Genomic DNA, 21,649 nt, shown 5'->3' on the forward strand with positions numbered 1-21,649 from the left:
ATTTCGCTCGATGACGAAAAAAGAGGCCATGAGCAGGCCTCTTTTTTTATTTCTTCCTTCTTATCGTTGACTAGAATGAGATGACTCCGGTAAGAAGAGCAAGCGCAATCATCACGATCGATGTTCCAAACGCCCATTTCAGGATGAACTTTTGGGTTTCCGCATAATCCACCCCAACCATTCCGATCAACAGGTACTGTGCTGCAAACAACGGGCTGAGTACATGCAGCGGTTGACCCAGGATGGAAGCGCGACCAATTTCCGCCGGATCGATTCCGTAAGCTGCTGCTGCATTTGCCAGGATGGGAACGATCCCGAAGTAATACGCATCGTTAGACATGAAATACGTGAATGGCATGCTTGTCAGCGCTACGAGTAGAGGCATATGGGAACCGAGTGAATCCGGAATCCAGGAAACGAGTGTGCTCGCCATCGCATCGATCATTTTCGTTTCAGTCAGGATGCCTGTAAAGATTCCCGCAGCGAAAACCATGGACACCGTAGCCAGTGCGTTAGCTGCGTGGGCTGCAATCCGCTCTTTCTGATCTTGCATTTTCGGGTAGTTCATAAACAGGGCAATGGCAAAAGCGAGCATGAACATCGTCGGCAGTGGCAAGAAGCTCGTAATCAGGCCGACCATCAGGGCTGCTGTCAACAACAGGTTGAACCAGATCAGGCGCGGACGTTTCAGTGCAGCAGTCTCATCCGTCGCCGCTACTTCTTGTCCTGCAAGCGTTTGCAAATCTTCATCTGCTATCTCAATAATTCCCAGACGCTTACGCTCTTGTTTGCCCAGAATACAGGCTACGATCATAACCCACGCAATTCCGCCAATCATCGCAGGAATAACAGGGACGAAAATCTCGGAAACATCCATATGGAGAACACTCATGACACGTGCTGTCGGTCCACCCCAAGGCGTCATGTTCATGACACCGAGTGCGAGCATCGGCACGACTGCCAAAATCATCGGTCTAATTCCCAGCTTGCGATACAAAGGCAGCATCGCGGTAACGGTAATCATATACGTCGTGGTTCCATCACCATCCAGCGCCACCAAAGTAGCGAGAATCGCTGTACCTACAATAACCTTTAGTGGGTCACCCTTCACAATTTTCACGATTTTCTTAATTAATGGATCAAACAGACCCGCGTCCATCATGACTCCAAAGTATAGAATGGCGAACAACAGCATAATTCCCGTAGGCGCAATTTTTTTGATGCCTGCAAGCATCATGTCGCCAATTTCTGTAGTACCAAATCCGCTAAACAAGGCAAAAACAACAGGAACAACAATCAAAGCAACCAATGCCGAAAGCCGTCTCGACATAATCAAGTACATGAAAACGGCTACCATGAGAAATCCAAGTAATGCCAGCATACGCTAGTTCCCCCTTGCAAGAATGCGCTTACAATGATGTTGTAGCAACCATGACGAATGCGCTTTCATATTGTGCTGTCATTATAACAATGTTCGTAAAAATCCGAATAGAATATGCGCATAAACTGTTTTAACCGCATTTCCTCTATTAACATCATAAAAATCACGGCATGCGCATATGGTGATCCGAACACATGTGCACATAAAAAAGCTGGATAAATAGACCCAGCTTTCGAAAAGAAAAAGAACGGCTCGAATCAGCCGTTCTCTTGTTTTTCTCTTATACATCTCGCTTTTGAAACACCCGAATGGACAGCCCCAACGCCACGATGCCATAGAGAATGGTGTAGATGAGCATGGCAGTACTCGGAGGAGAAGTCGTACCGAAAATTCCTTGCGAAGCAAAGGACAGCGGATCGTCAGCTGTGTCAAATAGCGAGAGCGTCATTTGCCTGAATAACGAATCGGTTGGAAATACCAGACTGGAAATAATCCCGATGTTCGTGAGTGAGCTGTTGCTAAAGGCAACACCAAGCTGCTCGATAAAGCCACCGATGAAGCTGATCCCGTACAGAATGATCAGGATAATGCCGCCTGTTACTGTTGTAGTCATACTGCTCAAGAACATGGCTACACAGACAAGTATGATCGGCATACCTACGAAGAAAACTGCTGCTTTCAGGATTTGGCCGCCTCCTACCTGAACAGCCAACGCACCGCCGCCAACCCATTGGTTGATCGCCAAAAGTCCGATGAACATCAGGAGTGCGTACAGCCCCAACATACTTGCCAACCCGAAAAATTTCCCCAATACATATTTGTAGCGAGGAAGGGAGCGAGCCAGCCACGTGTCGATTTGGTGGCTCTCGATTTCAGATGCGATGCTCCCGACACTGCTCAAAATCGCCAAGAGTGCCGTAATGATAGAGCCAAAGTACAAGCCCATCCCCAAGAGCTGCGTGGAAAAGAAGTTTTTTTGCAGCAAAGCATCTGGACTTAATTCCCCGAACGATTCCTTCATTTCCTTGACCGCATAGCCTGTTGCAAGTCCAAACAGCAGCAGGAAGGCCAGCGACATGATCAGCGTAATCGTGAAAATACGCTTGGAGATCATTTCTCTATACGTGATTTTGATGATCGGCCACATGTCGTTCTCCCTCCTTTCTTTGCACCCAGTACAGGAATACGTCTTCCAGTGATTGCTGCTTGCGCACGACTTCATGTACCCCAGCCCCTGAAGCAATCAACTGTTGCAACAGAGCTGGTACCCGATTGTCCTGATCCAGCGTCATTAACCATGTATCACGGTTTTCCTCTTGTCTTACGAGACGACTCTCTGTGATGAAGGAAGGAAGCTCATGATGAAAGCCTGCGCTATCCTTGTCCACTGTCAATTCAATTTGTGGTTGGACGGTGCTCAGCTTGCGCCAGTCGCCTTGTACGACCAGCTCACTACGGTGAATGATCCCAACGTAGTTGCACACGCTCTCCATTTCACTCAGTAGATGACTGTTGAGAAAAACCGTCTTTCCTTGGTCACGCAGCCGCGCGATCAGCTCACGTACTTCTTTTCGCCCGATTGGGTCTAGTGCGGAGGTCGGCTCATCAAGGAAGATCAGCTCTGGATCGGATAAGAGAGCGCAGGCAATACCGATACGCTGCTGCATGCCTTTGGAATAGCCCCGGATGCGTTCACGCTCACGTCCAGCCATTCCGACCAGCTCAACGACATTTTTTATCACTGATTTGCTCTCGCGATGTGTTAATCCACACAACTCGGCATGATGCTCCAAGAGCTGCTGGCCCGTCAACCAATCAGGATAGCGGAACAGCTCTGGCAAGTACCCTACCTTTTTTCGCGATTCTACACTGCCAATCGGCTGCCCAAGCATGACCGCTTTGCCATTCGTCGGGTGCAATAACCCGAGCATCGTTCTGACAAAGGTACTTTTCCCCGCTCCATTTTGACCGAGGAAACCAAATACGGAGCCGCGCGGTACTTGTAGCGTAATATTTTTGCAGCCGGCTTTACCGTTATATTGTTTAGTTAACTCCCAGGTCTCTATCACATATTCTGACATCGCTTACCTCACTTTCTCCATTGCAAACGGGACAAAGCAGAGCCCCCCTTCATCAGGAAAACTCTGCCAATGCCCCACTATTTGTTTACTTATTTCAGTTGTTTTGCAAAATCCAACAGCCCGTCAGCGTTCTTTTCGCTGCCTTCCAGCATGTGAATCTGTCCATCCTGCTGCCACATCAGATGCGTATTGTATTTACCTGTGATCAGCATTCCGTTTTGACCGTTCACTTTTACTTCCTTCATTTTGCTCTCGCCGTCTGCCATGTATGGCACAGGGAGGGTATGCTGCCAGTCTTCGATGCTAATCATCTGCTTTTTCACTTGATCCGGAATGAACGGCAGGGCCAAGAATGTCTCGCGAAGCTGTGCCAGATCGACTCCCTCTGGTGCGCTTAGCTCAGGAGCGTCTATGACAGAGTAGCCAATATTTTCTTTTCCGACAATGATCCAGACGCGCTGCATCTGTGGGATCTTCAAGGAGAAGCGTTTGCCACTCAGCTTTTCATCAAAGCGCGCCTCTACCTGCAATTGCTCCAGTAGCTTGTTTGCACGATCGGCATCGATTTCCATGTGCATGGTGTAAGGATAATTGATGGTTACGCTATCCACCGTGACATCCTGCGGCAGCTCAGGCAGCTTCACTCCAGCCTTTTCAGCGGCTTCTCTGCTGTTGTAATAATGGTCTCTTTGTTCGAGCTTCTCTTGATCGATCCCATTATCAATCCATATTTTCCCAATTCCATTCAGTTCCATCTCGCCCATATTGCCATTTGCGATCCATTGTTCCAGTTCTTGCAAATCTTCTTTCGTCACTTTCACAAACTCTACTTTATCCATGCGGAAAATGGACAGAAAATCGTTCGCTGCTGCCTGCACTTGGGGGAAAGACAGGGAAACAGCCAATACTGCTGCTGCCGAAGCGCCTGTTACCCATCTTTTTGTTTGCTTGTTCATCTGATTCCAGCTCCTTCTGATTGTTGCTCGATTGGTTATCGCTTGTCGATCTTGTGCATTTGTGTTCGTCGGTTTCTCGATTGTTTGCGAAAAACGCTGCCATGCTGCTTCTGTATTGATCTTCACATCGTTAGTCTCGGAGAAAGCATGCTCCATCTTCTCACGCGTCCAGCTATCCAACGCGGACAATTCGTCCAGCTGCGTGCGGCAGGTTTCACAGTACTCCAGATGAAGCAGGAATTGCTTACTTTCTTTTGCGCTGCTTTCCCCATCCAAGAACGCCTGGATAAAGCCTGTATCGGCACATTTCATTCCTCTTCCCCCCTCATCCGGCCATAGATGGTACGAAATTTACTTTTCGCTCTCGCGAGGAGTGTTCCCACCGAGCTGATCTGCGTGCCAGTCGCTTTAGCCAACTCCGCATAAGGAAATCCGGAATATTTCATGACGAGCAAGGTTCGTTCCCGCTCATCTAGCTCCTCTAGCACATCGCGAACGATACTCTGGGACTCTTTTGCAAGCCACATCTCTTCTGAAGAAGGGCTGACGTGCTCTTGCTCAGATGCACTTCGCTCTTGTCTTGCGTACCTGCGTTTTTCTGAACGAAGATAATTGTACGCTGCGTAGAGCGCGGACTTGGACAGCCATGCCGGGATATGTTCAATCGCCGAGCGATCCGTATGGTAAAAGGAGAGAAATACATCCTGTGCAATATCTTCTGCCGTTTGTTGATCTTTCACAATTCGCATGATCTGTCTGACCACAAACGAATAATAGGTCGTAAACAATTCTTGAAAGGAATCTGCTTGATCCTCTACTCGAGCATGGTTCATCACCAGGTTCGCTTGCACCTCCACTGGATTCCTCCTTCCTGCGTGCGCCATTGACGAATGCCTCTACTGCTTCGTTCATCTAATAGAAACCGCCAAGGCGATTTTTGTGACAGGAAGAATGAAAATTATTTTTCATCGAAAAATAGATCGGGCTTTTCCAGGAAACGGCGCGTCAATTGATAGTGCTCCGTATCGCGATAATTGACCTCTTGTACGGGCGACTCGTCAAAATTGAGAATAGTCGCTCCGGGATAGCCCAATAGTATCGGCGAGTGCGTCGCAATAATGAATTGGGCGCCTTCTTCTATCAAGTCTCGCATGAGATACAGAAAAGCAATCTGGCGCTTTGGTGAAAGAGCAGCCTCGGGCTCATCCAGCAGGTAGATCCCCCTCCCATTGAAGCGATTGGCAAACAACGAGAAAAAAGATTCTCCGTGCGACTGCTCATGCAGCGAGCGTCCGCCGTAATTTTGATAGCTTTTCGGGCCCATCTCATCGATATGGCTGGCAAACTGATAGAAGCTCTCCGCTCGCAGGAAAAAACCATTCGTTATTTTGGGCAGCCAGGAAAGGCGTATGTAGTCACCCAGAATCGCCTCCGAGCGATGCACCTCATAAAAGTTGTGACGCGATCCGCCAGCCGTGTTAAAACCGCATTGATAGGCAATCGATTCCAGTAAAGTCGATTTACCCGAGCCATTCTCTCCTACAAAAAATGTGACGCTGCTCGCAAGCTCGATCGCTTCCAGCTTGCGCAAGGAGGGCAAGTGAAAAGGATATTCTTTCGTGTTCGGAAAGTTTTCTCGCAACAGCTTGATCGTTCGTAAGTAAACCATTTTTGACCTCCAGTCTCATTATTTTCCCTTCTCACGCCGATACATCCTTATAAGGGCGCCTTTTTGAACGCTCATTTATTTGGAGGAGAAGTATCCGTGGACAAGGTTTCCTTTCTTCAGGAAAAAAGTACATTTCATATGAAATATCCGGATCAGAGCGACCTCGCCTTTTACCGGTGGTATACGACTCAATATCCAAACGAGGCCATCGGCTGGTTTCACCTCGGCCAAGAACGAGAAGCACTAGGAAACTCGGAACAGGCTCTCGAAGCGTACAGGCGTGGTCTGGTATCCAAGCAAGGCTCGTATTACAACGAGACGCGTGACGCTTATCAACGGCTGCTGCGGGAGCGACAGCGCAATACGTGGGGCCATCGAACACGTTTACTCTTGGCTTCACTCTTGTTTCTCTATTTTCAATTCGCTTTTTCGCCCGGACCGTTGAGGGATGCGTCCTCCAAGACAACACCGCAGACTGCCAAACAGCCCGTACCGACAACAGCACAAACGCAGCCACATGTCGAGGTCATTGCAGTTCCCCCTACACTCAGTGCCCGTGAGCTATCTGAACAGGTCCGGCGCTATGTAGAGTCCCGGCGTCCTGCTCTTACGCAGCCTTTTACAGTGATGGTTGTCCCAGAAGTACCTGGTTCGCCGTTGTTCCGTCCCTTGCTGTTTTATCAGCCGCGCGAAGTCCGAGGCATCTTGCGTTACAATCCGGCGAGTCGGACTGTTCTCAGTGAAAAATGGTGGGATAAGCCTGTACAGTTGGAACGAGAACCGACACTTGCCACAGGTAAGGCAGAACTAACGGATGAGCAGCTAACCCTCCAGCATGTACTGATCTTGCGAAACGCCTTGTACCGCTATTATCAGAAAACGGGTACGTTGCCTGCCCAGCTGTCTGATCTGGCTGGCGCTTATCCAGGCAATTATTTGCCGCAAATTCCAGTACCGCCAAAGAGACTTTTGTTAAAAAGCTATCCGTATCATCCCAAAGCCTTCTTGCCAGAGTCCGCATGGGACAGCTTGCGCAATGTGCTCCCACTTCCCGGCTATCCGGAGCCAGTGGCGCCTTTCGAACCGTTACAGCTTCACTTGACTACCTCGACACATACGATGAAGCTCATCAGCGGTTCCCATCTAGTACGCAGCTATCCTGTCGCCATAGGCAAAAACGCTTCTACACCCGAAGGCTACTATACCATTCAACAAAAAATCAATCAGCCTCGTGGACATGACAATATTTATGGAACGAGGGGCATGGTCTTTCAGGAGAACGGGTATGCCATCCACGGGACAAACCATCCGGAGAGCATCGGCTCATCTGTTTCGCTCGGATGTGTTCGCTTGTACAATGCCGCTATCGAGGAGCTGTACACCTTTGTTTCATTGGGGACAGAATTCATTATCTCCAATGCCCCTTCCTCTGCCCAGCCTTGGAGCAATCCTGTTCCATTCGTTCTCCCGGCTGGCCCTGAGGAAGAGACGCCACAAGTCATTTACAATTGGCTCCACTGATTCTCAGGCTACGTAAAGAAAAGACGTGCAAAACGCCATACCGTTACGCGCTGATTTTTACCAGACGCTTGTCAAACGAAAAAAGCCCTTCTATCCTTGTTAAAAAAGGGGTAGAAAGGGCTTTTTTCCTATGAATGGGGGATTACTCTGCGTTCACGATAACTTTGTACGGAATCGTCGTGTTGTTATTGTTGTAGACTAACAAGTAATATTTCCCTGGTTTTGCCTCAAATTCTCCAGTCAGTTTCTTACCTACGTTTTCGGGGTAGGCGTAATACGTTTCGAGATCATCTTCATGGAACACCACCCAGTTTAAGCCTTCGTCCTTCTCGCTACTTACCGTAACTTGAACGATTCCTTCCTCTTTAACCTGAATGATGTACGTGTCCTTATCATCTGTACGATCGGTTTGACCACTTATCTCTTCGCCCAACTGTAGCGCATTAGCCTCATCGAATGAATTGTTCGGCTCCGTTTCGGTTGGTTCTGTTACTTCTTCTGGCAATTCCGCGGTTACTTTGTATGGAATGGTTTCACCGTTAAAGTTGTACACGGACAAATAATAGGTACCCGGAGTTGCTTCAAACTCACCGGAGAGCGTTTTTCCTGAGGTATTGGGGTAAGCGACATATTCATTCAGATCATCCTCGTGGTGAACGACCCAGTTCAAACCAGTATCATGCTCACTCGTTACGTTGATTTTCACTGTTCCGTTGCCCAATACTTTCAAGGCAAAAATGTCCTTGTCGTCTTGTTTGCTTGTTTGACCACTCAACCCCACATTGCTTTTCAACAGATTTGCTTCTGAAAAGCTGTTGTTTGGCTCTTGTTCCTTCTCCCCAATTTCTCCACCCTGCTCCTCGATCATGATGCTCATCGATTTCGCAGTAACCGCTCCTTTGTCATCGGTTACTCGCAGTTTCACGGTATATTCTCCCTGATTTTCGTAGACATGCGTAGGATTGGCAGCACTGCTGCTTGTGCCATCTCCAAATTCCCACAGATAAGATACAATGCTTCCATCTGGATCGGAGCTTCCGTTACTGCTAAACGTCACTTCCTCGTTTACGGCTGCTTTTGACGGGCCGTTCATCACAATAACAGGCGGCTGGTTCTCTCCATCTCCTTGTTCGGGAAGGACTCCATGGAACGTGACATCATATTCAAACTGATTGGACGCATTTACTCTGTAGTTGGTAAAGTAGGCGGTTACGGTTTTGTAGCCGTTCCATGGATGGGAAGTAAGCGTGGTTAGAAATTCGTCTGTGATGCGACTCATCGTTTCCCAGTCTTCCTTCTCCCCTTCTGCCTGCATACCCGTGTACGTCCCTGTTAACGTAAAGGTTTGGAAGAACTCTGAATCGTACCTTTTGGTAGACACGTTTTGCAATCCAGTGACATCTTCAATTTCCTGGAAGATGGCTGCACTTGCTTTGGGGTCCGGCGTGACCAGATAATCATCCGACACCAGCGGCACGGTCAGATCAGGATAGCTGTCTACCAACGATTCCATGGTACGGTGGTAATCCCGATTTAGCTCTGAATCATTGCTGAGCGTACGGATTAACTGGTCATAACCATCAACGTTATTGGCCTCTATGTAATCCATGATATCATCGAGCTTGTTCCAGTCCTCTTTCATCATGTGATACTGCAAGGCGTATGAATACGTATAAAAGTCCCACGTGCCGTAGCGTGCGTGCAACGTTTGAGATGCCGTGTACCAATTATTTTGTCCAAAGCGAATCAGATTGTTGACCATGGATTTTCGAGGCAGAACACCTGTTGTTCGCGTGGAGCCTGCAAAGAGCTCCGCTCCTCCTTCTTCAAACCACGACAGTCTCTCGTCTCTGTAAATCGGGCCTTCATTCCACAAGCCAGGTATAGCGTAGCGCCCTTGTAAATAGTGCGTGAACTCATGACGGAACAATTCTTCCAGTGTGTACGTACTCTGCTGCGGTGTTCGTTCGTAGGTGAAGAACGTTCCTTTCCCCTCGATATACATGCCCCCGTTGTCCGTTTCATAGCCATACAGGGGGTTGTTCATCTTGTACTCTGAAGGACTATTGTAAAGGACAATGGTCAAAATATCGTCCGGGTTCCCTTTTTCCATCGGCTCATCTCGTCCTGCCATCCGATGAAACTGAGCTTTTACCTCTTTAGCCGCCCAATATAACCGTTTGACTTTTTCTTCTGTGACATCCCCGCCTGTTTTCATGACGATGCTTCCGTCATCAAACGTATATTCTTTGGGCAGATACTTTTCCATGGCATCCTCACGAATCTTGTTGAACTGGATGTCCCTTCCCTGCGCATCTTTTCCGCCATAGACCGTCTGGATCAGCTTCGCTACCTGCATATACTGAAGTCCCACATACGGATAAAGCTCTAACGCTTCTGTGAGTACCTCGTTGCCCTTATTCGGATTAGAATGGTATTCTCCCAAATAAGCACTGTGATAAAAACCATTGTCGAGGACCCATTCTTTCGCCTCATCCGTATCGCCATGCAAGGCGAGATTTCCCAGCTCGTTCAGATACGTATCTATTTTGCCGTAAAACTCCTGTTGCTTGGTTGGTTCATCCACTCTCCACATCAAAATATAGCTAAACTGGCTCATGATACGAAAAACAGCATCACCAGCACTCCGCTGCGTAATGAAAGTATCCATTTGTTCTTCGTATTGACGGATGATCGGCGCAGCCTTCTCCACGAGGGAAGCGCTTACAAAACTGTTTCCAATAAGTCCACCAAATGCACCTACTACCTCATTTTGAGCATCTGTTCCTAATTTGAAATTCGGATTGTCTGCAATGGCATGCAGAGCAGGGAACACTTTTTGATGCTCGCTTCTCTGATTGAGGTAGGATAATTCCTGATGGTAGTAGCCGAGGTAATATCCAGAGCGAAGCACCTCAACCAAGGTGTCAATTCCTTTGGAATCGCTGCTGGAGTATTGTGTGCCTCTGACTTGCAATGCGTCAATAATGGCTTGAACGCGCTGGCGATCGTTGTAAAAGGCATACGAATCGGGGGTAAAATCAAATAATTCAGGAATCTGCTCCCAGTTGATCGTCACCAGTACATTGACCAATTCGTCGTAGCTGAGCTTGTTCAAATCGGACATCGCGTACTTTTCGACGTTTGCCTTGATGCTCCGCTGCTGTTCGTTAGAAGACTCTTGCTCCTCTACACTCCAGGTCGGCTCCACTGGATGCGGATATTCTCCTGCTTCGTCACTGGATTGATGCTGAAACGAGGTGATCGGGTCCAGCTTTCTCTCCACATATTTTCCAGAAGGCGGAACGTTTGGGCTCCCATCCCTACCGATCGCACTTGCATAATCTTTGACTGCCAAGGCTTGGACAGGACTACCAACCGTCCCCAATAGAAATGATGTCGAGAGAAGGACACCAGCCATCATGCGGCTTGTGTGTACCGTGTGACGCTTTTTCTTCATGGATGAGCAAACCTCCTTTGAATGGTAACCGTATTTTCGTTTGTTGCGAGGAAACCGAATTTTGTTTTGTGCAGCTTCACCTTCTCTCCATTTGGACTGTAATAAAATACACGCTGTTAGAATTGCAATTATGGTGCCAATACATATAACAGAAAAGAAGAGTGGGAATGTATACATTTTTTTACAAAAGTACATAAACATGTATGAAACATTAGACACTGTTACTGTCAAAAGGAGCTTCGCTTAGCGCACGCAAAAAAGCGCGTTCCCGCAAGTGGGAACGCGCCATGTTATTACGATCACATTTATTTTTCTTCTTCCAATTCCCTCATCGATTCTTCTTGTTCTTCTTCTGGGTTCCAATAATCGAGCACTTTTCCTTGCAGAACCTTACCTTGAATGAATTCTACCTGCTGCTCACTGAAATCCTCTGTCCACTCAATACCCAATTGTTCAGCTAGACGTACGACGGTCAACAGTTCTGACCAAGCCACGTAACGTTTGTACCAGAAGAACTGTGGCTGTTCGTTCATGTATGGGTAAAGATCATCGAAATCGGTGTGTTTACAGTCAAGAGCTCGCTCAAAATTCACCTTGGTTTGGCTTAACTGTTCTTTGAAAAATGTGGGTAGATCTCTTTGTGCGTAGCCAGACATGGACTGTCCCCCCTGTCTCCCGATTTACTGGTATTGTACCACGCGAAAGAAGCTGTGCAAATAGTCGAATCGGTTTTAAATCGTTCTTGCTGGGCTAATCTTTAGCCGTTTGATGCATCTGGGAACTGGTTCTGCCCCTCTTCTTGTGGAGGTGGCGGTAATTGGATTTCGTTGGAGGAACCATTTGTCTGACTAGGTTCTGGATTCTCGATATCAGGTGGAACCTCACCTGTTCCCGAAGTTGGCGGTTGGCTACCGTCTCCATTATTTGTATGCTCACCAGTTCCTCCGGTACCTTGGTCAGGTGGAATTTCACCATTGCCATTTTCGGTACCATCTGGATTTTGTCCCTGTTCGTTACCTTCCTCGTTATGACCTGGATCTTGATTAATCAGATTCTCCAGCTTCTTGGAGTCGATTGGGACTTCTCTTGATGGTGTCCCTTCCTCACCTTGCGCATTTCTCGGAACGACTTGATAACGATATTGTTTGGGACTATCCAACACATCTAAGAATGAGGTTTCCTTCATACCCGCAGAGATGAGCTGTCTTTCGCCGTTTTCGCTAATGCGGTACAAATCGTACGTACTACCATCAGCTCCGCCAATCCAGCTAAGCACTACCTTCAATTGGTTATTATCCAATGTCATGTCTGCAGCCAATTGGATTTCCGGTTCAACTTCCTCTTGTTTATGTTGTACGACGCCTTCTGGTCGAACGAAGTCCGAAGACGGCACGCCTTTTAAGGCTGTTGCCAACACTTTGGAGAACATTTGCGCCGTCATGCTACTTCCTTGGTGCATCAAATGCTGTTTATCCTCTGGATCGAAGCCCATCCAAACGGCACCGACGTATTCCGGTGTATATCCGACGAACCAAGCATCCTTGTTTGCTTTGCTGTCGCCTGCTATTGATTGGGTCGTACCAGTTTTACCTGCAACATGGCGGCCAGAGATACGCGCTGCCTTCCCTGTCCCTTCCTGAACCGCTTTCTCCAGCATGGTGTGAATCTCCCAAGCTGCTTCCGGCTTCAGTGCCTCAGCTTGTTGCGGTTTATATTCACGCAAAACGCCCTCGTCCTTGTTCTCGACCTTGGTGATCGCATGCGCCTCAGACACTACCCCTCCATTGACAAAAGGTGTGTACGCCTGGGCCATTTCCATCGGGGATGTACCTACACTCAAGCCCCCGAGGGCAATTGCCAGGTTTCGATCGTTCGGAGTCAGCTCAATGCCGACTTTCTTGAGGTATTCCAAGCTTGCTGGTACGCCGATTTCATTCAATAACCATACTGGCGGGATGTTCGCTGAGTCGATCATCGCCCGGTTCATGCTCATCGTTTCCGTGTAACGGTTATTGTAGTTGCGTGGCTCATAGCCATTGAAGCTCTGCCTTTTGTTGCTCAGTTGCGAATTCGCGTTCCATTTGTTGATATCTTTATTGACTGCTGGAGCGAACACCGCGATCGGCTTAAAGCTGGAGCCCGGCTGACGCTTCATGTCTGTCGCATAGTTAAAGCCTTTTGCCGCATAGTTGCGTCCGCCCACCATCCCGGCAATTCCGCCCGTTTTCGCGTCGATGACAATCATCGATGATTCTACACCGCGCTTGGCACCGTCTTTCGGGAAGTTTTTGGCATTGGCATATTCCTCTACCATGGCATCCTGTACTTTCGGATCAAAGGTCGTGTAAATGTCCCAGCCTCCGCGGTACAGTTCTTCTTCTGTCACACCGAACGCGGCTTCGGATTCTTCTACCATATGATCAAAAAACGCACGATAGCCTTTTTTCAAGCTCGCACCCGCTACTTCATGCGGTTCTTTCGGCAACGGCTCTGCTTGCGCTGCCTCTTTTTGCTCATCAGTAATGATTCCTTGTTCATGCATCAGACGAATAACGGTGTCTCGACGCAGTTTCGCTTTTTCTGGATTGTTAAAAGGTGAATAAGTGGTCGGTGCTTTTGGAATAGCCGCCAGCATCGCTGCTTCCGCAATGGAAAACTTCTCATGGCTTACCGACTTGCCGAAGTAATACTGGGCAGCATCCTCTACCCCAAATTCCCCTTCTCCCAAATAAACGCGGTTCAAGTACATCTCCAAAATTTGATCCTTGGAATACCTGCGCTCCAAGCCAATCGCGATACTCATTTCTTTCGTTTTACGCCAGAACGTTTGGTCTAGGGTGAGAAAGACGTTTCTAGCCAGCTGTTGGGTAATGGTACTTCCCCCTTCAGCTAACGATCCTTTTTTGATGTCATTGACGATGGCGCCACCGATCCGAACCATATCGACGCCTTTGTGTTCATAAAAGCGCTTATCCTCTACGGCGAGGAAAGCATCGATCAGAGTCTTTGGCATTTCATTAATCGGTTTGTATATACGGTTTTTCTGACGAATCAGACTCGTCATCTCTTTCCCGTTTTTGTCGTATATGACAGTTGGTTCTGCTTTTAAGTCCTGTAGCTTTTGTACGTTTTGCTCAATCAACCGATCTCCCGCATACAACAGGGCGAAGTAGCCCCCGATCACACTAAGGAACAGGAAAATTGCAAACGATACGGCAATCATCAGCAAGTTGTTCTTTTTCTTCCTGACTTTCTTCTTGGCCTTTGCTGCCATTATTTACCTCCTGGTCTTCTCTCTCTCCCCCACATCTTATATAGACGGTGCCATTTCAAAAAAGTTTCTGTTTTGGGTCGTAGTCTATCATTCCATATTGAACTTTATTTGTCACTGGAAAAGCCTATCTCCTGAAACAGAAGATAGGCTTTTCCTAAGGGTAAACGATTTATTTTAGCAGTTTTTCTGCTTCAGCCACGACGTTTTCTACCGTGAAGCCGTATTCCTTCATGATGCGCTCACCTGGAGCAGATGCGCCAAACTGATCGATTGCGATAACCGTACCGCTATCGCCAGCGTAACGCTCCCAACCCATTGGAGAGCCCATTTCTACCGCCACACGTGCTTTTACAGCCGGTGGAATCACAGCATCGCGATACTCTTTCGGTTGACGCTCGAACAGGTTCCAGCTCGGCATGGAAACAACGCGTGTTTCAATACCTTTCGCGAGGAGTTGCTCACGTGCCTGCATCACGAGGGATACCTCAGAACCAGTTGCCAACAAGATGAGCTGCGGGTTGCCGCTTGGCGCGTCTGCAAGCACATACGCACCTTTGCTCACGCCTTCTGCCGCTTTCTCAATGGTCTCAGGCAGGACTGGCAGGTTTTGACGAGTCAGCACCAGTACAACTGGCTCATCTGTGCGAGATACAGCATATTTCCAAGCCTCGTTCGTTTCTACTGCATCAGACGGACGAAGAATGGTCAAGCCTGGCATCGCACGCAAGGAAGCGAGCTGCTCAATCGGCTCATGCGTCGGTCCGTCTTCACCAACTGCGATCGAGTCATGTGTAAATACGTAGACAACTGGCTGTTTCATCAGTGCAGAGAGGCGAATCGCCGGACGCACGTAGTCGGAGAATACGAAGAACGTACCGCCGTATACTTTTACGCCACCGTGGAGAGCCATACCGTTGAGGGCTGCACCCATCGCGAATTCGCGAACACCAAACCAAATGTTGCGGCCATCGTAAGAGCCTGGCAGGAAGTTGCCTGCTTCTTTAATCACCGTGTTGTTGGAATGTGCCAAGTCAGCAGATCCGCCCAGGAAGAACGGAACGCTGTTTGCCAATGCATTGATCGCATTACCGGAAGCAACGCGTGTCGCCAGCTTCGCGCCAGCTTCATACGTCGGCATATGGTTGTCCCAACCAGTAGGCAGATGACCTTCTTGTGCAGTCGTAAATTGCAGTGCCAGTTCCGGATACGCTTTTGCGTAAGCAGCAAACAGGTCGCGCCAAGCAGCTTCTGCTTTTTCTCCAGCATCAGCCAAGCCTGCAAAGAAATCATTCACTTCTTGTGGTACGTGGAACTCACTTTCATGGTGCCACTCGTAGTTTGCTTTTGTCAGCTTCACTTCGTCTTTTCCAAGCGGAGCGCCGTGAGAAGAGCTGGAGCCGCCTTTGTTCGGGCTTCCGTATCCAATGACGGTTTTTACTTCGATCAAGGTAGGACGATCCAAATCTTTTTTCGCTTCTGCGATAGCCGCGTCAATAGCAGCCAGATCATTGCCGTCTTCTACGCGAATGTATTGCCAGCCATACGCTTGGTAACGACCCGCAACGTTTTCAGAGAAGGAACGGGAAAGCTCGCCATCCAGAGAGATATCGTTCGAATCGTAGAGCACGATCATTTTGCCCAGTTTCAGGTGAGCAGCCAGAGAAGAAGCCTCGCTGGATACACCCTCCATCAGGTCACCGTCGCCGCAAATTACGTATGTGTAATGGTCAACGATGTCAAAATTGTCGCGGTTGTAAACAGCTGCCATGTGCTTTTCAGCCATCGCCATACCGACAGCCATCGCGATCCCTTGTCCCAGAGGACCCGTTGTCGCGTCAACACCCGCCGTGTGTCCAAACTCAGGGTGACCAGGCGTTTTGCTTCCCCATTGACGGAAGTTATGTAGGTCTTCCAATGAAACATCGTATTTCATCAGATGCAACATCGAGTATAATAGCATAGAGCCATGTCCTGCTGAGAGGACAAAACGGTCACGGTCAATCCATTTTGGATTGCTCGGATTTACTTTCATAAAGCGGCTCCACAGTACATGTGCCATAGGGGCTGCACCCATCGGCATTCCCGGGTGACCGGAATTCGCCTTCTCGATGGCATCAATCGCCAACGTGCGGATGGTATTAATGGATAGCTGATCAACAGACGTATGCTGAGTCATCTCGCAAAATCCTCCCTGCGTTTTCTAGAAATAACTACCGATTATCGGGTAAAAACACACTGTGCCATTATAGCATAGTTCCCATTTAGAATCATGTTCGCTTTGCATAAATGAAGGAGGTCTTTTTCAATGAATTGGTTGTATCTTACTATCGGGATCGTCTTGGGTGCTGCTGGAATTATTATGCTGCTCATGGCCTTGACCAGCTCGCCTATTTTGAAGAAAAACAGACTGGAACGCCGCCGACAAGCTGCCGAGAATCATCGTCCAGAAGAATATCGTCAATAGAGGAGAATCCGCATGCAGAAAGAGCGCTTCGCGATGCAGGTAGCCGTTCACCTTTTCCTAGTGAAGGATGCGCAAGTCTTGTTATTACGCCGCTACAATACCGGCTACGAGGACGGCAGTTACAGTGTTCCCGCTGGACATCTGGATGGGAATGAAGAAGTGAAGACCGCTGCGATCCGCGAGGCAAAAGAAGAATGCGGAATTGACATCGATCCAGCGAGCTTGGAGATGGTAGGCGTCATGCATCGTCGCTCCAATGATGAGCGTATCGATTTTTTTGTCGCTGCTACTGAATGGCGCGGAGAAATTATCAATGCTGAGCCGAATAAATGCGATGAGCTCGTATGGGTGGACATGGATAAATTACCCCCGAACGTCATTCCTTATGTGAGACAAGCTCTCTTGAACTTTAGACGCAAGCAGTGGTTTGACAGCTTTGGCTGGGAGCCTGCATTCGAGTTGAAGAAGTAATAAAAAGCAACCATCCGCCAAAAGCATTGTGCTCGCTTTGGCAGTTGGTTGCTTTTTTACGTTACCCTTCGCTTATTTGTAACAGAAGGTGCACTGCCTTGTTCCAACGCGCACGCAGTCTTTTCCTCACCGCTTCGTCAAGTGTCGGCTCATAGCGACGCCCTACCTTCATTCGCGCTTCCAAATCGTTCGCTGACCACCAGCCGCACTCTTCCCCGAGTAGAAACGCAATCCCCATCGCTGTTGTTTCATTGATCTGGGGCACCTCAACCGGAACACCCAGCAGGTCTGCCTGAAACTGCATCAAATACGGATTGTCCGTCAAGCCGCCATCTACACGCAAGACCGAAATCTTTTGTCCGACCGCCTGTTCCATTGTGACAAACACATCCGCTACACGGTGAGCGATCCCTTCCAGCATCGCTTTTGCCATTAGCGGTCGGTCCGTATGCTGGGAGAGTCCGAGAAACACCCCTCTCGCCTCCGAGTTCCAGTATGGCGTGCCGATCCCATTCAATGCCGGGATAAATAAAAGATTGGTTGGGGCTTTTCCCTTGTGCAGTTCTTCATACCACTGCTCCGACCATCGTTGCAGCTCGTCTATATCCTGATACAGCCCAAGCTGCTCCTTGCCCCATTCGATAGCAGACCCCGCCGCATAAATCGCTCCATCCAGCGCATAAGTATGCTTGGCCCCGCGTTTCCAGACAAGCGTCGTCAAGAGTCCGCTCTCTTTCGTAGCAGGCGGCTCATTTCCCACGTTCATGTAAGCAAAGCAGCCCGTGCCGTATGTGCATTTGGACATACCCGGCTCTATGCAGAGATGACCGTAAAGGGCGGCTGGTTGATCCACCTGGCTGACGAGAATTGGTGCTTGAATGCCACAAAATTTATCCGGATCTGTACTGCCAAACGAGCCAACTGTTGGACGAACCTGCGGCAGCCAGTCTTCCTCTATCTCCAAATACCGCAATATTTCCTCATCCCAATTCGCCTGCCGATGAGCAAACAACAGAGTTCGGGCAGCGGTGGAAGCATCAGTTACATACGAGGCGCCTCCTGTCATCTGCCAGATCAGCCAAGAGTCAAGCGTGCTGCAATAAGCCTGCTGCTGTCGGATCTTTTCTTGCACCAGAGGCACTTCCTCCATCATCCATCTGATTTTGGTCGCAGAAAAATACGGGTCAATCAAAAGTCCGGTTTTCTCGGCTACCTTCTGTGCCCACGCACCATCCACCTTCCAACGCTCGGCGATTTGATCGGAGCGGCGGCACGACCAGACGACAGCCGGATAAAGCGGCTCTCCGCTGACCGAATCCCAGAAGAGGACCGTTTCCCCCTGATTGGCTAGGCCTACCGCTTCCACCTGCTCAGGTTCGATTCGTCCCTTGAGCAGCACGTCAGCAACTCCCATCAAGACCTTTTCCCAGATCTCCTCCGGGTTATGCTCTACCCATCCTGATTGTGGATAATATTGCGTGTGCTTCTGATAGCTTTCGGCAGCAACCCGTCCATGGTGATTTACCAGCAGCACCTTGGTCCCAGTTGTTCCCTGATCGATCGACAGCAAATACTTCTCCATACAGCAGACTCCTTTTTCATTATTCTAGGCTGAATGATCTTCTTTCTCTTCATCAAATCCGAATGTTCTGTCTTTAATGCCGATACGGCCCTCCATAATCCCTTTGCGGAACAGCAGATGATACAAAATGACGCCAGCAGCCAGCAAGGTAGCTGCCACGATCGCTACGCTATGGAAATTTTCCGGAATGGTCAAGATGCCAATTTCAAAGATCAACCATGCGATAGCAAGGAAAGTGAGCGGTGTGCGCCACTTGCCCAGGTCAAAGTGCTTCGATTTGGGCAGTTCCTTGCGTTTCCATGCATAAGCAGCAATCGTTGTCAGATAGAGAAGGGCAGGCAGAACCGAGGTGGCCCCTACCAGAAGGGTCAAGGAATCTGCGAATAATACAGCGAGAATGCCTAGCGCTAAAACGAGTAAAACTGCGTTTGTTGGTACGGAAGTCTGAGGTGATACCTTCTTGAAAATAGAGGAAGCGAAGAATACATTGTCGCGTGACAACGCATAGATGAGTCGGGAAGCGGAAGCCATGATGATCAAGCCGCACGCGAAGATGGAAATGAGGCAAAGCACCAGAAAGAAGCTGGATACAGCAGAGCCAAGACTTGTTTGCAAAATGTACGGAATCGGATTCGCTGCACCCAGCACAGTTGGCAGATCCGTAATGGCAACAGAAATCACGATCAACAGCAAGAAACCGATCACACCACTCAATAATACGGATAAAATCATGGCACGAGGCACCGTTTTCTTCGCATTGATCGTCTCCTCAGAAAGATTCGCAGCAGCCTCAAACCCTACCAATGTAAAGGAGCCCATCAGGGCAGCCATAATAAAAGCACCTAGGTACGAGCCGTCCGCTTGAGTCGCAGCCGCACCAATATCAGTCAGCATGCTCCAATTCGCTCCGTTGTACATCACCACTGCCCCAAGCACCACAACGATCCCAACCATACCGATCACTTCGGTGTATACGGCGATATCATTAATGCGAGTAGCCAGCTTCACTCCATAAATGTTTAATAGAGCTTGTACGACCAGCGTACCAATCACGATCCAGACCAGCGTCTTGGAGCCTGTATCCCAGCCAAACATCTCGGCAATGATGGGCGCCAGCGCATAGTCGACGGTTGGAACCACGATAACGAGAAAGCAAAAGGCAATCCAGCCAGCAAACCAACCCAGCCCCGGGTTGGCAAGACGTGTCACCCATTGATAGGAATAACCGCTCAATGGAATTCGTCCGGCCAGCTCTGCAAAAATAATGGCCACTATCAAATGCCCAATGGTTACAATCGGCCAGGTCCAGATACCAGCCGGCCCAGCCGTACTAAGCACAAATCCATAATTGCTAAAAATGCCTGTGGTAATGGAAATGAAAGAAAACGCGACGGCAAACGAACTGAACAGTTTTAATGTCCGTCTCAATTCTTGCTTATAATGATACGTTTGCATATCTTGCGAATCATTTGCTTGTACCGATTGTTTCACCATGGATTGCCTCCCTCACCATTTGCTTTACACGGATGTCTTAGCAACGATGACTTGCAATCCTTCCTGAGCGAGTCGCCCAGCAAGAGATTGGGGTAGTTCCTCATCTGTAATGACTACGTCGATGTCAGATAGCTCTGCCACCCTCATAAAAGCGGTTACATTTATTTTGGAATGATCAATCAGTGCATATGTTTCTTTGGCGTTTGCAAGCATCAGCTGTCTGATGTCTGACTCTCCCACATGGTAATCCGTAAAACCTGTTTCTGCTGCCAATCCCCCCACACCAATAAACGCTTTGTCAACAAACAAGCCCTCAAGGCTTTTCCTGGCGATCGGACCGGACATGGCCAGATCCCCTGCGCGCAATTCACCCCCACTCATGATCACCTTCGCATCCGGGTGATGAGATAGTTCCAATGCCACCAGTAATGCATTGGTTATCACCGTAATTCCTTTTTTATGGGAAAGGTGTTTGGCGAACAATTGTGTCGTCGTGCCCAAATCAATATAGATCGCGTCGCCGTCCTCCACCAAGGAAGCGGCGGCGACCGCAATCGCCTCCTTCTCCGCCAAGTTTAATCCACTCCGCTTGGCATAAGGAGGCTCCACGTTGGTTTTATTCAGAATAGCGCCACCATGCACCTTCTTGAGTAGTCCCTGCTGCTCCATTTCATACAAATCACGCCTGATTGTTTCGCGCGTCACCGTTAATCGGCTGCATAGCTCTGCAATACGAACGGATTGATTCTCTTGTAGCATTTGCAGGATCAGCTGCTGTCTTTCTTCTTGTAGCATGGATGATCACCATCTTCTCTTAATTGTAAATCTCCTGACTAGACTGGAACAGAGTCTGGACGTTGGTCGCAAATTCTTCTGCCTTTTTCTTCACAGTCCCCTTCATTAGTATATCTCCTAATGATGCCAGTCGTCCTGTCATTTGCATATCCATCTCGTATTCTACCCTTGTCGTTCCCGGCTGTTCCTCTTTTAGCTGAAGGTGCAATTGATTGCGGAACAATCCTGCCAACGCTACCGGTTGTCCGGTCATCTCTACTTGCAGCGCTTCTCCTTCTACCGCTTCTTTTAATTCCCCCGTGACGCGGAATTGAATCGTCATAAACTGTATTTTCACTTCCATGTTGGCTTCATAACGGGTGGGGCTGCTCATTTTTACTTCTTTGCAGCCTGGTACGCAGCCTGAAAGCTTTTCAACATCCATAAAGACGGACCATACATCCGCTTTGCTTGCCTGAATGGTAAACGAGTCGGATAGCTTCATCGTAAACTCTCCCTTCT

The 21,649-nt window shown here is 48.7% G+C and carries 17 protein-coding genes; 3 read left to right on the forward strand and 14 right to left on the reverse strand.

The window, feature by feature from the left end; genetic code table 11:
• Nucleotides 1–70 precede the first annotated feature (70 nt).
• The 6 genes from ACKKE8_RS23070 to ACKKE8_RS23095 form a co-directional block, all read right to left on the reverse strand.
• A complete protein-coding gene (locus ACKKE8_RS23070) occupies nt 71–1,381 on the reverse strand; it encodes a CitMHS family transporter (RefSeq protein WP_409175068.1) in 1,311 nt (436 codons plus the stop codon).
• A gap of 280 nt (nt 1,382–1,661) precedes the next feature.
• On the reverse strand, nt 1,662–2,528 hold the full coding sequence (locus tag ACKKE8_RS23075; protein WP_409175069.1) for an ABC transporter permease subunit: 867 nt from the start codon (nt 2,526–2,528) through the stop codon (nt 1,662–1,664).
• Nucleotides 2,500–3,462, reverse strand: a complete 963-nt coding sequence (locus tag ACKKE8_RS23080) for an ABC transporter ATP-binding protein (protein WP_409175070.1) — start codon at nt 3,460–3,462, stop codon at nt 2,500–2,502. Before ACKKE8_RS23080 ends, ACKKE8_RS23075 begins: the two co-directional genes overlap by 29 nt.
• An 89-nt stretch (nt 3,463–3,551) precedes the next feature.
• On the reverse strand, nt 3,552–4,730 hold the full coding sequence (locus ACKKE8_RS23085; RefSeq protein WP_409175071.1) for an anti-sigma factor family protein: 1,179 nt from the start codon (nt 4,728–4,730) through the stop codon (nt 3,552–3,554).
• Nucleotides 4,727–5,275, reverse strand: coding sequence for an RNA polymerase sigma factor SigX (locus tag ACKKE8_RS23090; RefSeq protein ID WP_409175072.1), 549 nt, complete (start codon nt 5,273–5,275; stop codon nt 4,727–4,729). Before ACKKE8_RS23090 ends, ACKKE8_RS23085 begins: the two co-directional genes overlap by 4 nt.
• 101 nt (nt 5,276–5,376) lie before the next feature.
• A complete protein-coding gene (locus ACKKE8_RS23095; RefSeq protein WP_409175073.1) occupies nt 5,377–6,087 on the reverse strand; it encodes an AAA family ATPase in 711 nt (236 codons plus the stop codon).
• Between the two features lie 96 nt (nt 6,088–6,183).
• Between ACKKE8_RS23095 and ACKKE8_RS23100 the strand changes: the two genes are divergently transcribed.
• Complete coding sequence (locus ACKKE8_RS23100) at nt 6,184–7,608, forward strand: L,D-transpeptidase family protein (RefSeq protein WP_409175074.1); 1,425 nt, start codon at nt 6,184–6,186, stop codon at nt 7,606–7,608.
• 142 nt (nt 7,609–7,750) lie between these two features.
• On the opposite strand, the gene ACKKE8_RS23105 is transcribed toward ACKKE8_RS23100, so the two are convergent.
• The 4 genes from ACKKE8_RS23105 to tkt form a co-directional block, all read right to left on the reverse strand.
• Nucleotides 7,751–11,068, reverse strand: a complete 3,318-nt coding sequence (locus ACKKE8_RS23105) for a collagenase (RefSeq protein WP_409175075.1) — start codon at nt 11,066–11,068, stop codon at nt 7,751–7,753.
• Between the two features lie 305 nt (nt 11,069–11,373).
• On the reverse strand, nt 11,374–11,724 hold the full coding sequence (locus ACKKE8_RS23110) for a hypothetical protein (protein ID WP_409175076.1): 351 nt from the start codon (nt 11,722–11,724) through the stop codon (nt 11,374–11,376).
• A gap of 101 nt (nt 11,725–11,825) precedes the next feature.
• Nucleotides 11,826–14,342, reverse strand: coding sequence for a PBP1A family penicillin-binding protein (locus tag ACKKE8_RS23115; protein WP_409175077.1), 2,517 nt, complete (start codon nt 14,340–14,342; stop codon nt 11,826–11,828).
• A 169-nt stretch (nt 14,343–14,511) separates the two neighbouring features.
• A complete protein-coding gene (gene tkt / locus ACKKE8_RS23120) occupies nt 14,512–16,518 on the reverse strand; it encodes a transketolase (protein WP_409175078.1) in 2,007 nt (668 codons plus the stop codon).
• Between the two features lie 129 nt (nt 16,519–16,647).
• On the opposite strand from tkt, the gene ACKKE8_RS23125 reads away from it, so the two are divergent.
• Both ACKKE8_RS23125 and ACKKE8_RS23130 read left to right on the forward strand, forming a co-directional pair.
• Nucleotides 16,648–16,806, forward strand: a complete 159-nt coding sequence (locus ACKKE8_RS23125) for a hypothetical protein (RefSeq protein ID WP_409175079.1) — start codon at nt 16,648–16,650, stop codon at nt 16,804–16,806.
• Between the two features lie 12 nt (nt 16,807–16,818).
• Complete coding sequence (locus tag ACKKE8_RS23130) at nt 16,819–17,277, forward strand: NUDIX hydrolase (protein WP_409175080.1); 459 nt, start codon at nt 16,819–16,821, stop codon at nt 17,275–17,277.
• A gap of 61 nt (nt 17,278–17,338) precedes the next feature.
• Here ACKKE8_RS23130 and ACKKE8_RS23135 read toward each other — a convergent pair whose 3' ends face one another.
• The 4 genes from ACKKE8_RS23135 to ACKKE8_RS23150 are packed head-to-tail and all read right to left on the reverse strand — an operon-like array spanning nt 17,339 to nt 21,632.
• Entirely contained in the window at nt 17,339–18,859 is a 1,521-nt protein-coding gene (locus ACKKE8_RS23135) for an FGGY family carbohydrate kinase (RefSeq protein ID WP_409175081.1), read from the reverse strand.
• 24 nt (nt 18,860–18,883) lie between these two features.
• Nucleotides 18,884–20,353 carry an amino acid permease gene (locus ACKKE8_RS23140; RefSeq protein WP_409175082.1) on the reverse strand — a complete coding sequence of 490 codons (1,470 nt, stop codon included), beginning with the start codon at nt 20,351–20,353 and terminating at the stop codon, nt 18,884–18,886.
• Between the two features lie 24 nt (nt 20,354–20,377).
• Nucleotides 20,378–21,148 carry a DeoR/GlpR family DNA-binding transcription regulator gene (locus ACKKE8_RS23145; protein WP_409175083.1) on the reverse strand — a complete coding sequence of 257 codons (771 nt, stop codon included), beginning with the start codon at nt 21,146–21,148 and terminating at the stop codon, nt 20,378–20,380.
• A 19-nt stretch (nt 21,149–21,167) separates the two neighbouring features.
• Nucleotides 21,168–21,632 carry a CoxG family protein gene (locus ACKKE8_RS23150; protein WP_409175084.1) on the reverse strand — a complete coding sequence of 155 codons (465 nt, stop codon included), beginning with the start codon at nt 21,630–21,632 and terminating at the stop codon, nt 21,168–21,170.
• Between the last annotated feature and the right edge of the window lie 17 nt (nt 21,633–21,649).

It is taken from the genome of Brevibacillus fortis (assembly GCF_046196545.1).
Taxonomy (GTDB): Bacteria; Bacillota; Bacilli; order Brevibacillales; family Brevibacillaceae; genus Brevibacillus; species Brevibacillus fortis_A.